At 57.4% G+C, this 15,237-nt stretch carries 12 protein-coding genes and 3 tRNA genes; 9 read left to right on the forward strand and 6 right to left on the reverse strand.

Annotation, left to right across the window (positions count from 1 at the left end; translation table 11 throughout):
• Positions 1 to 13: 13 nt before the first annotated feature.
• From AC1DXW_RS09215 to AC1DXW_RS09235, 5 genes are all read right to left on the reverse strand, one after another.
• Positions 14 to 1,036 carry an ABC transporter permease gene (locus tag AC1DXW_RS09215; RefSeq protein ID WP_477759960.1) on the reverse strand — a complete coding sequence of 341 codons (1,023 nt, stop codon included), beginning with the start codon at positions 1,034 to 1,036 and terminating at the stop codon, positions 14 to 16.
• Positions 1,036 to 2,097 (reverse strand): microcin C ABC transporter permease YejB, encoded by a 1,062-nt coding sequence (locus AC1DXW_RS09220; protein WP_477756408.1) that lies wholly within the window; start codon positions 2,095 to 2,097, stop codon positions 1,036 to 1,038. The genes AC1DXW_RS09215 and AC1DXW_RS09220 overlap by 1 nt, the downstream gene beginning before the upstream one ends.
• On the reverse strand, positions 2,097 to 3,965 hold the full coding sequence (locus tag AC1DXW_RS09225) for an extracellular solute-binding protein (RefSeq protein ID WP_477759961.1): 1,869 nt from the start codon (positions 3,963 to 3,965) through the stop codon (positions 2,097 to 2,099). The genes AC1DXW_RS09220 and AC1DXW_RS09225 overlap by 1 nt, the downstream gene beginning before the upstream one ends.
• A gap of 135 nt (positions 3,966 to 4,100) precedes the next feature.
• Entirely contained in the window at positions 4,101 to 4,382 is a 282-nt protein-coding gene (locus tag AC1DXW_RS09230) for a peptidylprolyl isomerase (RefSeq protein ID WP_477756370.1), read from the reverse strand.
• Between the two features lie 106 nt (positions 4,383 to 4,488).
• Positions 4,489 to 5,370 carry an esterase/lipase family protein gene (locus AC1DXW_RS09235; RefSeq protein ID WP_477756369.1) on the reverse strand — a complete coding sequence of 294 codons (882 nt, stop codon included), beginning with the start codon at positions 5,368 to 5,370 and terminating at the stop codon, positions 4,489 to 4,491.
• Positions 5,371 to 5,708: 338 nt separating this feature from the next.
• Here AC1DXW_RS09235 and AC1DXW_RS09240 point away from each other — a divergent pair, with 338 nt between their 5' ends.
• Complete coding sequence (locus tag AC1DXW_RS09240) at positions 5,709 to 6,773, forward strand: hypothetical protein (RefSeq protein ID WP_477756368.1); 1,065 nt, start codon at positions 5,709 to 5,711, stop codon at positions 6,771 to 6,773.
• A 57-nt stretch (positions 6,774 to 6,830) separates the two neighbouring features.
• Here AC1DXW_RS09240 and AC1DXW_RS09245 read toward each other — a convergent pair whose 3' ends face one another.
• Positions 6,831 to 7,910 (reverse strand): 3-deoxy-7-phosphoheptulonate synthase, encoded by a 1,080-nt coding sequence (locus AC1DXW_RS09245; RefSeq protein WP_477759962.1) that lies wholly within the window; start codon positions 7,908 to 7,910, stop codon positions 6,831 to 6,833.
• A gap of 664 nt (positions 7,911 to 8,574) precedes the next feature.
• Here AC1DXW_RS09245 and AC1DXW_RS09250 point away from each other — a divergent pair.
• The 8 genes from AC1DXW_RS09250 (at position 8,575) to AC1DXW_RS09285 (ending at position 14,234) form a co-directional block, all read left to right on the forward strand.
• Positions 8,575 to 9,048 (forward strand): GNAT family N-acetyltransferase, encoded by a 474-nt coding sequence (locus AC1DXW_RS09250; RefSeq protein ID WP_477757092.1) that lies wholly within the window; start codon positions 8,575 to 8,577, stop codon positions 9,046 to 9,048.
• A 97-nt stretch (positions 9,049 to 9,145) separates the two neighbouring features.
• Entirely contained in the window at positions 9,146 to 9,787 is a 642-nt protein-coding gene (gene gacA / locus AC1DXW_RS09255) for a response regulator transcription factor GacA (RefSeq protein ID WP_008015884.1), read from the forward strand.
• A gap of 2 nt (positions 9,788 to 9,789) precedes the next feature.
• Complete coding sequence (uvrC, locus tag AC1DXW_RS09260) at positions 9,790 to 11,613, forward strand: excinuclease ABC subunit UvrC (protein WP_477756493.1); 1,824 nt, start codon at positions 9,790 to 9,792, stop codon at positions 11,611 to 11,613.
• A 32-nt stretch (positions 11,614 to 11,645) separates the two neighbouring features.
• Entirely contained in the window at positions 11,646 to 12,206 is a 561-nt protein-coding gene (gene pgsA / locus AC1DXW_RS09265; RefSeq protein ID WP_477756494.1) for a CDP-diacylglycerol--glycerol-3-phosphate 3-phosphatidyltransferase, read from the forward strand.
• Between the two features lie 63 nt (positions 12,207 to 12,269).
• Positions 12,270 to 12,345: transfer RNA gene (locus tag AC1DXW_RS09270), tRNA-Gly, on the forward strand.
• A 47-nt stretch (positions 12,346 to 12,392) separates the two neighbouring features.
• A tRNA-Cys gene (locus AC1DXW_RS09275) sits at positions 12,393 to 12,466 on the forward strand.
• 195 nt (positions 12,467 to 12,661) lie between these two features.
• Positions 12,662 to 12,748, forward strand: a tRNA-Leu gene (locus AC1DXW_RS09280).
• A gap of 172 nt (positions 12,749 to 12,920) precedes the next feature.
• Positions 12,921 to 14,234: a tyrosine-type recombinase/integrase gene (locus tag AC1DXW_RS09285; RefSeq protein WP_477759963.1), complete on the forward strand. Its 1,314-nt coding sequence runs from the start codon at positions 12,921 to 12,923 to the stop codon at positions 14,232 to 14,234.
• The last annotated feature ends 1,003 nt before the right edge of the window (positions 14,235 to 15,237 follow it).

Below are 15,237 nucleotides of genomic sequence, written 5' to 3' on the forward strand. Positions count from 1 at the left end.
ATCAACATCCGCATCAAGAGCGGGGATCAAAAGCGTCGCGCAGCGCTTCGCCAATGAACACCAGTAAAGAAAGAATGAGCGCCAGGGTGAAGAACGCCGTCAGGCCCAACCACGGCGCTTGCAGGTTCTGCTTGCCCTGGCCGATCAGTTCGCCCAGGGAAGCGCTGCCCGCAGGCATGCCGAAGCCGAGGAAGTCCAGCGCCGTCAGGGTGGAAATCGCCCCGGTGAGAATGAACGGCAAGTAGCTCAAGGTCGCGTTCATGGCGTTGGGCAGAATGTGCCGCACGATGACTTTGCGGTCAGTCAGGCCCAGCGCGCGCGCGGCCTTGACGTACTCCAGGTTGCGCCCGCGCAGGAACTCGGCGCGCACCACGTCCACCAGGGCCAGCCATGAAAACAGCGCCATGATCCCCAGCAGCCACCAGAAATTCGGCTCGACGAAGCCCGACAGGATGATCAGCAGATACAGCACCGGCAACCCGGACCACACCTCCAGCAGGCGCTGGCCGAGCAAATCCACCCAGCCGCCGTAATAGCCTTGCAGGGCCCCGGCCGCGATGCCGATCAGGGCACTGACAAAGGTCAGCATCAAGGCAAACAGGATCGACACCCGGGCACCGAAGATCACCCGGGCCAGAACGTCCCGTGCCTGGTCGTCGGTGCCCAGCCAATTGACGCTGGAGGGCGGGCTGGGGGCGGGTTTATCCAGGTCATAGTTGGGCGTGTCGTCACTGAACGGAATCGGCGGAAACAGCAACCAGCCACCGTCCTTCTTGATCAACTTCTGCACGTAGTCGCTGCGGTAGTCGGCCTGGAACGGCAGATGCCCGCCGAACTCCAGTTCGGTGTGGCGCTTGAAGACCGGGAAGTACCACTGGCCTTGATAGCTGACCATCAGCGGTTTGTCGTTGGCGATCAGTTCGCCGCCCAGGGTCATCAGGAACAGGCCGACAAACAGCCAGAGCGACCACCAGCCCCGGCGGTTTCTCTTGAAGCGCTCGAAGCGCCGACGCGCCAGCGGTGAAAGCTTGAGCATCAGGCGTTCCTCGCGGCAAAGTCGATACGCGGGTCGACCAGGGTGTAGCAGAGGTCGCCGACCAGTTTTATCAAAAGGCCGAACAGGGTGAAGATGAACAGCGAACCGAACACCACCGGATAGTCCCGGGATACCGCCGCTTCGTAGCTCATGCGGCCCAGGCCGTCGAGGGAGAAGATCACTTCGATCAGCAGGGAGCCGGCAAAAAATACACTGATAAAGGCCTGGGGTATGCCCGACACCACCAGCAGCATGGCGTTGCGGAATACGTGTCCATACAGTACCCGCCGTTCACTCAAACCCTTGGCCCGGGCGGTGACCACGTACTGGCGGGTGATTTCATTGAGGAACGAGTTCTTGGTCAGGATGGTCAGCGTGGCGAAACCGCCGATCACCAGCGCGGTCACCGGCAACACCAGATGCCAGAAGTAGTCGGCCACTTTGCCTATGGTCGACAGCGATTCGAAGTTGTCCGAGACCAGCCCGCGAACCGGGAACCAGTTCAGCGAAGTGCCACCGGCAAAGACCACGATCAGGAACATCGCAAACAGGAACGCCGGCATGGCATAGCCGATGATGATCGCGGTACTGCTCCAGATGTCGAACTGGCTGCCATGGTGCACGGCCTTGCGGATGCCCAGGGGAATCGACACCAGATAGGTGATCAGCGTCGCCCAAAGCCCGAGGGAAATGGTCACGGGCATTTTTTCGAGGATCAGGTCGGTGACGGTGGCACCGCGGAAGAAGCTCTTGCCGAAGTCCAGGCGCGCGTAGCTGGTGAGCATCAGCCAGAGGCGTTCGTGTGCCGGTTTATCGAAGCCGTACTGTTTTTCAATGTCCTTGATCAGCTGCGGATCGAGCCCGCGACTGGCCCGGGACTTGCCACTCATGGCTTCGCCGGAACCGCCGCCGACTGCGGCGCCGCCAATGCCTTGCAGGTGTGCGATGGCCTGTTCGACCGGCCCGCCCGGCGCTGCCTGGACGATGACAAAGTTGACCAGGAGAATGATCACCAGCGTCGGAATGATCAGCAGCAGGCGCCGCAATATGTAAGCCCACATCAGTGCGGCCCTCCGGGTTTGCCACGGCTGATACGCTCGGCCGTCATCTGTTGGTTGGTCAATGGCGTGGTGCTCATCTCCCACCAGCTCTCGATGGCTTCGTCATTGCTCGCCTGCACGTTCGGGATGCCAAAGCGGTTCCACCACACCGTCGAGGTGCCCGGCGGGTAATAGTTGGGAATCCAGTAGTAATTCCATTGCAGCACCCGATCCAGGGCATGGGCGTAATGCAGCATGTCAGCCTGGGTATTGGCGCGGATCAGCCCGGTGATCAGCGTGTCCACCGCCGGGTTCTTCAACACCATGTAGTTGTTGGAACCAGGGTCGGTGGCTGCCGCCGAGCCGAAATAATTGAGCAGTTCGTTTCCCGGAGAGGTGGTGACAGGGTAGCCGGTGACGATCATGTCGTAGTCGCGGTTCATCAGGCGATTGACGTACTGGGACGAGTCGATGCGGCGGATGTTCAGGTCGATGCCGATCTGTTTCAAGGTGCGCTTATAGGGCAGCAGCAGGCGGTCCATGCCGTTCTGACTGACCAGGAAGGTGAAGCTCAGCGGCTCGCCGTCGGCATTGACCAGTTGGTCGCCAACGGGTTTCCAGCCGGCCTGTTCGAGCAAGTCCAGGGCTTGCAGCTGCTTGTCGCGAATCACGCCGCTGCCATCGGTCTTCGGTGCTTCGAACACCTGGGTGAAGACTTCGTCGGGAATCTGCCCGCGCAGCGGTTCGAGAATCGCCAGCTCACCGGCATCCGGCAGTTGCCGGGCCGCGAGGTCGGTGTTGGAAAAGAAGCTCTGCTGGCGGATGTACATGTCACGCATCATCTGCCGGTTGCTCCACTCGAAGTCCCACAACATCACCAGCGCCTGGCGCACGCGACGGTCCTGGAACATGGGCTTTTGCAGATTGAACACAAAACCCTGGGCCGGCTGCGGTGCCTCGGTGGCGAGGTGGGCCTTTTGCAGGCGACCGTCGCTCAGGGCCGGGCTGTCGTAGCCGATGGAATAGCCGGTGGCGGAAAATTCCCGGTTGTAGTCAAAGGCGCCGCCGCGCAGGACCTGGCGCGCCACGTCGGTATCGCCGAAGTACTCGATGCTGAAGTGATCGAAGTTGTACAGGCCACGACTGACCGGCAGGTCCTTGCCCCACCAATCGGGATTGCGCTCGAAGGTGATGCTGCGTCCGGAATCGATCTTGCCGACTTTATAGGGGCCGCTGCCCAACGGCGCTTCATAGCCGCCGCCACCGGCGAAATCGCGGCTCTTCCACCAGTGTTCGGGAAACACCGGCAAGGTCGCGATATCCAGGGGCAGGGTGCGATTTTCGTTGTTCTTGAAATCAAAGCGCACGGTCAGTGGCGATTCCACTTCGACGCTTTTGACGTCGGCGAACTGGGTGCGGTAACGCAGGCTGCCCTGGGTCATCAGCAGGTCGAAGGTGTAACGCACGTCTGAGGCGGTAATCGGTTTGCCATCGGCAAAACGCGCCTTGGGGTTGAGGTAAAAGCGCAGGGACAGGCCGTCCTCGGAGCGCTCCATCTTCTCTGCCACCAGACCGTACACGGTGTAAGGCTCGTCCAGTGAACGTTGGGCCAGTGGTGAATAGAGCAAACCGTCGATCTGTGTGACGCCGATGCCTTTGTCGATGTAAGGCAAAACGTGGTCGAACTGACCGATTTCGATCGCCGAGCGCCGCATCGTGCCGCCCTTGGGGGCCTGCGGGTTGGTGTAGGCGAAATGACTGAAGCCGGCAGGGTATTTCGCCGGTTCGCCGTACACGGTCATTGCCGGTTGCGGTGCTGCATTCACACCCGCGGCAGCCATCAGCAGGGTCACGGCAGTGAATAACAAGGTAGGGAAAGCCAGTCGCATTGTCAGCCTTGGAGCCGGGTGGTCGTTAACGACAATTTGTACGCTAGCGGCGCGTCCCTCGCCAGCCGAATTACGCACCTGAAACACAACGGCCCACCAAAAGGCGGGCCGTTGTGAGAGTAACTCAAGCGTCGATCAGTCCTGGCGGCTGGTCACTTCCAGCAGGTGGAAACCGAACTGGGTCTTGACCGGGCCCTGAACCACGTTGATTGGTGCGCTGAAAACCACGGTGTCGAATTCCTTGACCATCTGGCCCGGGCCGAACGAACCCAGGTCACCGCCCTGGCGGCTGGAAGGGCAAGTGGAGTTTGCCTTGGCAACTTCAGCGAAATCGGTGCCAGCCTCGATTTGGGCCTTGAGTTCGTTGCACTTTTCTTGCGAGGCAACAAGGATGTGACGGGCAGTGGCTTTAGCCATGGAAAAATTCTCCTTTCAATATTCGATAAAGCGCTGAGCCTACCGGATTCCGTGAGCTATTTCTCCTCAAAGTTCCGTTCCACACGGGATCACGGCAGGTGGCACCTCAAAGGCCAGCGTCTCTCAAGCGTTTGGCATGCTGGACATACAGTTCGATCGGGTCGACACCTGTGCGCAACTGGCCGGTCGGTTGACCAATGGTGTCCAGATGATCCAGCGCATAGTCGGAGCGGATAACCGTACCCAGATGGGAACTGAAGCGACCGACCAACCCGTCGTTCTGCTCGCTTTCCGTGACGAAATAACCGGAAAGGGCCCGGCAGAACGCGTTGAGCGGATCGAACGCATCGAGCCCTGCTTCGAGAACATTCGACTGCAGCACGCCGCTCCACGAGTAGTAACGCACACCGTTGACCCGTTCGCGCCCCTTGCCACCCCAGATGGTGGGCAGCCCTTGCGGGTATTTGTCGTTGAATGCTCCTACGCCTTCGGTGGTCAGCGCATTGAGGGCCGCAATGGCGTTTTTCGGTTGGTACTGATTATCGCTTAATGCTGCCAGGAAGTCGGTGAACAGGGTCACCACCGTCTCGGCCACCTGTTCCGGCAGACTGCCTGGTGTCAATGCCTTGCGCAGGAAATCGGCCAGTTCCGAACCATGATTCGGCCCGCTGACGGAGGTCACCGACGCCACGCTGTGTGGCGCGATCGCTGCGGCATAACGTGCGGTCAGTGCGCCCTGGCCATGACCTATGAGGTTGACTTTGCGTGCACCGGTTCCTTCAAGTACCCGCTCGATCTGCGTGAGCAATTGGTCACCGCGTACCTCGTTGTCATGGGTGGCCGACAAGTAGGGGACGAACACCCTTGCTCCGGCGTTCCTCAGCGCCTGCCTGATGTCGTGAAAGAGTTCGAATTTGCCGATTCTTTCGAAGCCGAAAAGGCCGTGGGCCAGCAGTATTGGATAACAAGTGCTTGCATTCCTTTGCATGTTCATACCTTTGCACAGAAGTTCGTTGGGACTGCATGGCGTTTCACTCTAAAACACTCGTGGTTGGCGCGATGTATGAAAAGTCCGCCGAAACTTGCGGAAAGCGGAATAGAACAAGTGCGAATGCTCAGGAGCGGCTGAGGCCTTAGTCGGAATAAATTGATGACTTTTCACGGCAATCAGGTTGCTGCTGATCAAAGACCTACTTCGTATGTATCGATTTTCCGAGTGAGCCGGGGTGAGAGGCCGACATCGCGGCTGTTTGCCGTGAGGTTAAATAGTCGTCATCCAAAGCCGGCCACCTGTTCGGTGTTTATTCCAAGGACTGGAGCGAATGAATGACTGTTTATGAACCCGATACCTTGAATCTCGCGCAGCAACCATTACCACCTCCAATTCTTGAACAGGCGGAAAACGGCGTTCTGAACCCCTCTGACAGAAAAGCCGTCATCAGGGTCCAGCCTTATCCGGGCATGACTTGCGGCGACAAATTGCTATTGAGTTGGGCGGGTCTGGATGCCGATGGCGTCGCCTGCAATCATCAGGTCGCGCGCTTTGTCACTGAGGACCGGGTCGGCGAGGACATGATCTTTGCCGTGGTTAGCGCACATATTGCGACGCTTGACGGTGGTTCACTCGAAATCAGTTACTCACTCACGAGCACCCGTTTTGCCGAGCCCTTGCACTCCCACCGTTTGCAACTGAGTGTGGGTGATGTGCAATCCGACCTGTTGCCTGCGACAGTGAACGACGCGGTGGGTAGAACGCTTGATCCGGATCGGGTGAAAGAAGGGGCGATCGTTACGATCAAACCCTATGCACGCATGGCGGCGGGCGACTGGGTATTGCTGGCCTGGGCTGGCGTTTCGGTCGAAGGAAGTTTCAGTGATGCACTCAAGGTCGAGTCCTTTGCTGTGGGGGAGGAGCTGTCGTTTTGGGTCAGCCCGGAGTGCATTGCGTCGAATCTGGGCTCCTCCGTTTCCATCGATTATTGCGTCAAGCAAGCAGGTCAGGGGCCTCGTTACTCTGAAGTGACGGCACTGATGGTTGACATCCTGGAACGGCGACCACTGCCAGGGCCCATTGTGCTGGAGGCCGACGAAGGTTGGGTGGATCTGCATGATGCACAGGATGGCGTGACTGTCGTCATCGAAAACGCCAGGGCTGATAAAGGTGAACTGATTTACCTGAGATGCGACGGGGAGAAATTCAATCACTGTAACGAGCGCGAAGTAACCAGAGACACTGCGGGCGAGCCGTTGGTGTTCATCGTTCCCTACCGGTTCTGGAGGGAGCATCGAGATTCCGCGATCCGTGTTTCCTATTCAGTCGAGCGCCTTGACGGCACCCGCCAGCAATCCGGAGTGACACTGGTTCAGGTGCAGTCCCTGATGGGGCATTGATTGCCATTTGCCCTCCAGTCTTCGCATGAAGGCCGGAGGGCGAAAGGATGATGCCAATTATCGGGCGTTGTTTGATGCCCGCAGCCGATCTGCCGCATCAAGCAACAGTCGTTCTGTCCCGGCCCAACCGAGGCAGCCATCAGTCACTGACACACCGTATTGCAATGACGAACTCAACGGCTGGCAGCCCTCGAACAAATGGCTCTCGATCATCATGCCGATCAGCGAACGGTCACCTTGCAGACGCTGTTCAAGTACATCCTTGAACACGGCTGGCTGGCGCAACGGGTCTTTGCCGCTATTGGCGTGACTGCAATCGACCATGATTCGAGCCGGAATTTTGAGCCTGGTCAGGTCGCTGTTTACCTGGACAACGCTGGCGCTGTCGTAGTTCGGCCCGCGATGGCCGCCGCGCAATACCAGGTGAGTGTCCGCATTGCCCGGGGTTTGAATGATCGCCGGATGTCCCTGGCTATCGACACCGAAATGGCGATGGGGATGGGCGGCGGAACGCATGGCGTCGCTGGCGACACCGACACCGCCGTCAGTTCCGTTCTTGAAACCGACCGGCATCCCCAGGCCGCTGGCCATTTCCCGATGGATCTGCGACTCCGTGGTCCGGGCGCCAATCGCCACCCAGCTCAACAGATCGTCGAAGTAGCCGGCCGCCATCGGTTGCAGCAGTTCAGTGGCAACGGGCAGGCCCAGGCGGAGCATTTCGCACATCAGCTCGCGGGATAGCGTCAGGCCAGCGGCCATGTCATCGCTGCCATCCAGGTGTGGGTCGTAGGCCAGGCCTTTCCAGCCAACCGTGGTACGGGGTTTTTCGACGTAGGCGCGCATCACCAGCAGCATTTCGTCGCTGACTTCGGCGGCGAGGCGGGCAAGGTTGCCAGCGTATTCGAGGGCTGACTTGGGATCGTGTATCGAGCATGGGCCGACGATGACCAGCAAGCGGGAGTCTTCGCGGTTGAGGATCGCGCGAACCGCCTGGCGGTGGGCGGTGACTTGCCGGGACAGGGCATTGCTGAGGGGTAATTGCTGTTTGAGTTGCAATGAGCTGGGCAGGCGCAGGGTCAGCGCTTCATTGGCAGGGCTCATGGTGGACAGCGGCAGTGCGGAGACGGACGAATTCATATTCAAGGCTTCCTGGGCTGGTGGCGGGTTTGTGCCCGCGCGCTCGGCCCTACTGGGGTGTTCGACAATTGGCCAGATTGGCTGCGTGTGTGTGCTTGCCACCTGTGGGTGACCGATCGGAGGCGGCAGGCTGTCCCGAGCGGAGGGTGGTAAATCGCCAGGCGGTAAAACTGTCGTAACGGTAATCAGTGGCGTAGTTCATGTGCTGAATCCTCTAAATGTCTGGTGTGTGGCTAAAAGTGTTAGGACTGAAAAAAACAAAACCCCCGGTCGGGAGGCCGACCGGGGGTTGAGAATTCTCTGGTGGCGACCCGTTTAAAGTGGGCGCCGTGTGGGTATCAGGCGCGCCAGTGGCTAAACCAATACCCAAAATAAAAGCTGACCGGAGCACAACCGTCGTTCACCCGGGCAGCCGCAACCGAGCGCAGGGCGCTGGCGGTACGAGGCTGTAAGAGGGTGTTGAACATGGTCTGTCTCCGATGGATGGGTCGAGCTTACTAGAGGCCGGTACGCAGATTCAATCAGAAAATGCTATCGGCCAACGACCCCGCTTTCTATCGCTTGAGTGCCCCGAAGGTTGTGACACACTCTGCGCCTCAACAAAAAACACATCGTCACAAGGACGCCTCATGACGGTACTGTCCCTTGCAGTGGAGCTGGAATGATGGAGCGTCAATGGCGTCCGGCATCGCCTGATGACCTGAAGTTCGCCCGCGAACTGACCTGTAGTGGCATGCTGCGCTACTACATTCAGCATGATCTGCTGTGGCAGGACGAGGCGTTTGATGTGGCCTGGGCAGGGCGCGACAACCGGTTGATCGTATGCGGCGAAAATGTCCTGGGTTATGTCAGTCTGAGCCGTGATGCCAGAGCCTTGTACATCCGCGAATTGCATATTGTCGAAGCGTTTCGTGGGCAGGGCACTGGAACCTGGGCGATCGATCAGGTGCTGGCTCTGGCGTGCAAGGAGCGGCGTCCGGCGTTGCGCCTGACGGTTTTCGAAAACAACCCGGCGCAAGCGTTGTACGGGCGCAAGGGATTAAGGGTGGTGGGCAAGGACGAATGTTTCTTGAGGATGCAGCTGGATTTCTCCGATCGGGATTGCTGCAACACGCTTGCAACAAGCCTTTCAAGATGAATTGAAACTTTTAATCTGACGCTTTCCGCTAGGTCTGCCAGATGCTTTTTGCTAAGGTGTCTGGCAATCCAATAAGACCATATTGCGAGGTGTCTGCTTGATTAGGGTGCTAGTAGTCGATGACCATGATCTCGTTCGTACAGGCATTACACGAATGCTGGCTGACATCGATGGCCTGCAAGTAGTCGGCCAAGCCGAGTCGGGAGAGGAATCCCTGCTCAAGGCGCGTGAGCTGAAACCCGATGTGGTGCTGATGGACGTCAAGATGCCGGGTATCGGCGGTCTTGAAGCCACTCGCAAATTATTGCGCAGTCATCCGGATATCAAAGTCGTCGCGGTGACCGTGTGTGAAGAGGACCCGTTTCCTACGCGGCTGTTGCAGGCAGGGGCGGCAGGGTACTTGACCAAAGGGGCGGGTTTGCCGGAAATGGTCCAGGCCATCCGCCTGGTATTCGCCGGACAACGCTACATCAGCCCGCAAATTGCCCAGCAGCTGGCGATCAAGTCCTTCCAGCCCACCAACGATTCGCCTTTCGATGCCTTGTCGGAGCGGGAAATCCAGATCGCGCTGATGATCGTCGGCTGCCAGAAAGTACAGATCATTTCCGATAAGTTGTGCCTGTCCCCGAAAACCGTGAACACCTACCGTTATCGCATCTTCGAAAAGCTTTCGATCAGCAGTGATGTCGAATTGACGCTGTTGGCGGTTCGTCACGGTATGGTCGACGCCAGCCTCTGAAAATGACCGAAACCTTTGATCCGAGCGCCTTTCTGTCCACCGTTAGCGGGCGCCCCGGCGTGTACCGCATGTTCGACAGCGAAGCGCGTTTGCTCTACGTCGGCAAGGCGAAAAACCTCAGGAATCGCCTGTCGAGTTACTTTCGCAAGACCGGGCTCGCCCCCAAGACCGCCGCACTGGTAGCGCGTATCGCCCAGATCGAAACGACGATCACGGCCAACGAAACCGAAGCCTTGCTGCTTGAGCAGACGCTGATCAAGGAATGGCGTCCGCCCTACAACATCCTGCTGCGCGACGATAAATCCTACCCCTACGTCTTTCTCTCCGACGGAGAGTTTCCGCGACTGAGCATTCATCGCGGCGCGAAAAAGGCCAAGGGTAAATATTTCGGTCCTTACCCGAGCGCTGGCGCGATTCGCGAAAGCCTGAGCCTGCTGCAAAAGACGTTTTTCGTTCGGCAATGCGAAGACAGTTTTTACAAGAATCGCACCCGTCCTTGCCTGCAATACCAGATCAAGCGCTGCAAGGCGCCCTGCGTCGGGCTGGTGGAGCCCCAGGTGTATGCGGAAGATGTGCGCCACTCGGTGATGTTTCTTGAAGGGCGCAGCAATGCTCTGACAGACGAGTTGTCCGCCGGGATGGAAGAGGCGGCGATCAATCTCGAGTTCGAACGAGCAGCCGAGTTGCGGGACCAGATTGCGTTACTGCGCCGGGTTCAGGATCAGCAGAGCATGGAAGGCGGGACCGGGGACGTCGATGTGATTGCCGCCTTCGTCAACCCGGGCGGTGCCTGTGTTCACTTGATCAGCGTGCGGGGCGGGCGGGTACTGGGAAGCAAGAACTTCTTCCCTCAGGTTGGTATTGAAGAAGACGTTAGCGAAGTCATGGCCGCATTTCTCGGCCAGTATTTTATCAGCAGTCCTGAGCGCGACTTGCCAAGTGAACTGATCGTCAATGTGGTCCACGACGACTTTCCAACACTGATCGCCGCCATCGACGAGTTGCGCGGTCGTGAACTGACCATCAGCCATCGTGTGCGTGGTACGCGGGCGCGCTGGCAGCAATTGGCGGTGACCAATGCCGAGCAGGCACTGAGTGCGCGCCTGGCGAATCGTCAGCACATTACGGCACGCTTCGATGCGCTGGCCGAGGTGCTGAAGCTGGATGAGCCTCCTCAACGACTTGAGTGCTACGACATCAGTCATTCCAGTGGCGAGGCGACGGTGGCGTCCTGCGTGGTCTTCGGCCCCGAAGGCCCGATCAAATCCGATTACCGCCGGTATAACATCGAGGGCGTTACGGCCGGCGATGACTACGCGGCGATGCATCAGGCGTTGACCCGACGCTTCAGCAAGCTGAAGGACGGGGAGGGCAAACTGCCGGATATCCTGTTGGTGGATGGCGGTAAAGGCCAGTTGTCCATGGCCCGCGACGTACTCGATGAATTGGCCGTACCCGACCTGATTCTGCTGGGCGTGGCAAAAGGTGCGACGCGCAAGGCCGGTTTCGAAACCCTGTACCTGAACGACGCTGCACATGAGTTCACGTTGCGCGGCGATTCTCCCGCGTTGCACCTGATCCAGCAGATTCGCGACGAAGCCCACCGGTTTGCCATCACCGGGCACCGCGCCCGGCGTGGAAAAACCCGTCGGACATCTACACTGGAGGGCGTCGCCGGCGTCGGACCCACACGTCGGCGGGATTTGTTGAAACATTTTGGTGGATTGCAGGAGCTGTCTCGTGCAAGCATCGAAGAAATTGCCAAAGCCCCCGGGATCAGTAAAAAGCTCGCAGAGTTGATTTATGCAAATCTGCACAGCGAGTAGAATGCCCCCTCACCTCGTAGCCAGTTGTGCCGATGAATATCCCTAATCTGATTACCGTTCTACGCGTTCTACTCATACCGATCTTCATTTTGCTGTTCTACCTGCCTTACCAGTGGAGCTACCTGGCCTCCGCCTCGGTCTTCGCATTCGCTGCCGCCACCGACTGGCTGGACGGGTACCTGGCCCGCCGTCTGGAACAAAGCACACCGTTCGGGGCTTTCCTCGATCCGGTTGCCGACAAGCTTATGGTTGCGGTTGCACTGGTACTGTTGGTGCAGGAACACGGAAACCTGTGGCTCACGCTGCCTGCTGCCGTGATCATCGGTCGCGAGATTGTCGTCTCGGCGCTGCGCGAATGGATGGCCGAACTGGGTGCTCGTGCCCACGTCGCCGTATCGAACCTGGGCAAATGGAAAACCGCCGCGCAAATGCTGGCGCTGGTGATCCTGCTGGCCAATCCCAAGGAGTTCAGTTTCTGGGTCTTGCTGGGCTACACCTTGCTGATGGTGTCGGCTGGCCTGACTTTGTGGTCGATGGTCCAGTACCTGCGGGCTGCCTGGCCACATCTGAAGACCGACGTTGAAAAGAAATAAAACTTTTTTGAATCAAAGGGTTGACGGGGCTTCTGGATTCTATAGAATGCGCCACACCAAGACGCGGGAATAGCTCAGTTGGTAGAGCACGACCTTGCCAAGGTCGGGGTCGCGAGTTCGAGTCTCGTTTCCCGCTCCAAGTTTGTACGCATTTGATGTCGCGCTACTAGATACCAAATGTTTTGAGGCCGAGTAGCAAAATGGTTATGCAGCGGATTGCAAATCCGCCTACGCCGGTTCGATTCCGACCTCGGCCTCCACTAATAAACGAGCTCCGTAGATCTATGATTTACGGAGCTTTTTTATTTGCAGTAGCCTGCAAGATTTAGTCTTGAAAAGGGTATTTGCGAACTTGCTTCACCGGGGCGGGATGTATATATTTCCACCTCTGCTGCACAAGCGTCAGAACTGCCAGATCGTTATTTGACAGAACCTGGACGCTTCACCGCGCTACCGCCCGAATGGCGAAACTGGTAGACGCATGGGACTTAAAATCCCCCGCTCGTAAGGGCGTGCCGGTTCGATTCCGGCTTCGGGCACCATCTTGCATTCCACTGAGCGCTTTTAAATTCTTTGGAAGCCTTGAAAAACCTGCCTTCTGGCGGGTTTTTTCGTTTTAGCATTCCGTCGGATTCTCGTCCATTCTTCTGGATTCCAGTCATTTAGAGGGTAGAGTTAGGGGTAGTCTTTGGTTCGATTAAGGATGATACCCTTATGTCGCGCACAACTGCTCCGCTTACCGACGCTGCTTGCCGTTTAGCAAGGCCAACGGACCGTCCCTACAAGCTTTTCGACGGCGACGGTCTCTATCTCCTAATTCAACCCAATGGCCGTAAAGGCTGGCGTCTCAGGTATGTAAAGCCTGACGGCCGGGAGGGGTTGACCTCCCTCGGCAGCTATCCCGTGATTGGCCTGGCCGAAGCTCGCCAGAAGCGTTTAGATGCGAAGCGGATGCTCGCAGACGGCATTGATCCCGTCGAGAACAAGCGTAAAGCCAAAACTGTTAACGGCCGTACTTTTGAAAGCGTTGCGTTGGACTGGCACAAGAACATGTCGGCCAGATGGACACCAGACCATTCCAAAAATGTGTTCAACCGTCTGAATAACTATGTGTTCCCGTTTATCGGTGCTCGCGCGATTGCTGATCTCGATACTTATGATCTGATGCAACCTTTGGAGGCGATCAGAAAACGTGGAACGATTGACGTCGCCTTAAGGGTACAAAGATACCTGCAAAGTATTATGCGTGAGGCAAAACGCCTTCGTCTTATTCCGATGAACCCTGCGTACGATCTTCAGGGCTTGATCAAAGCGCCGCGAGTCTCCCATCGGCCTGCATTGCCCCTATCACGCCTGCCTGAATTGCTGGCACGAATCAATGCCTACAAGGGCCGAGAGCTGACCCGGCTAACGCTCATGCTGTCGCTGCACGTGTTTGTTCGCTCGAGTGAATTACGTTTCGCTCGCTGGTGTGAGTTCGACCTCAAGCGTGGCGTATGGGAGATCCCGGATACTCGGCCGGAGCTAGAGGACGTACGCCATTCAACGCGGGGGACGAAAATGGCGGGCGATGTTCATCTTGTGCCTTTATCGCCGCAAGTTGTGGCCGTGCTTGAACAGATCCACACCCTCACTGGCACATTCGACCTGGTATTTGCCGGTGATGCTAGGGCCTGGAAGCCGATGTCAGAAAACACCGTGAACAAAGCGTTGCGCACTATGGGGTACGACACCAAGACCGAGATCTGTGGTCACGGCTTCCGCTCAATGGCATGCAGCGCACTGGTTGAGTCAGGGATGTGGTCAGAGACTGCTATTGAAAGACAGATGAGCCATCGAGAGCGGAACAGCGTTCGTGCCGCCTACATTCACAAGGCAGAGTTCATTGAAGAGCGCAGGCTGATCATGAACTGGTGGAGCCGGTACCTTGAGGCCAATCTTCAGGAGCATGTCACCCATCACGAGTTTGCGAATCAGGCCGGCGAGAATGTCACTCGGTTAAAAGTAAAACGTGGCGCAATGAAGTAGGCGTGCCAGTTATGCTTCGTTGGGGTAGCGATTAAAAGGTCGTTCGCCAATTGATGTCCTCACTCCGGATAATTTCGACGTGACCACGGGGTTCGTGTGCAGTGCTCTGGGCTCAAGCTGAGGTGTTAACTTCGAGCGGTGGCAAAGGATGTTACCGTTACAGTTGAGTGCTTCTGATGGGCGTTTGTTGTTCTTCGAGTTGCCACTGGAGGGCTGGACTTCACATGCCACCTGAGGCATCGGGAGAAACTCGAAAAATGACGGTCTGCATCTGATTTCTACGGGCTAATGATCACGATATGCTGCCCTTGAGTCGGATTTTTTATTGTGCAGGAGAGCACCATTTGGCAATATCTTGCCCCCCACACTCTCTTGTCAGCTCTCCATCCCTCTCATTTGGGGGCTGCGTCTCGGAGAGGGTGGGTAACCCGGCCTTCGTGTCGGGTTTTTTATTTACAAGCCAACCACAGCCGGCAGAAAAAATTAAATATTTCTCTGCCCTCTTAAATGGGGTGCTAGGGGTCGAGTGTTCGAATCACTCCGTCCCGACCATTTATTCTTAAAGAAATCCAGTCACTTAGCGGTGACTGGATTTTTTTATGATTTATTGTTTTTGCGCGGAGCTGATTTTTGCCCCACTTTTTGCCCCACTGAGGATTTCGATTATCTGTGAGTTCGCGCCGCTTTTGGCCCCTTTTCGCGCTGCCTTTGGCACCAATCCTGTCTGATATTTCTCTTCCTTTCTCCGCTTTTTCGCATGTCAGATAGCCTTGCCAAACGCCCTGTTTCCGGGCGATTAGGGCGTTTTTTCTCACCCGCTCCGCGGCGCTAAACCCTGGAAGCTCAGTTCCGATTTTTCGTTCTTAAAGGTCACCATCCCAAATCAGCGAAACCGGCTGTACGTCACGCGGGCCGTGCCTTTGAAGACAAACGGAAGCAGCGAAAGCCGGACTTCCGATTGTGCGCTAGGGAAACGGAACAGAGCGCGGGGATGCGGGGAGGG

This window comes from Pseudomonas sp. P4_C4, assembly GCF_056402055.1.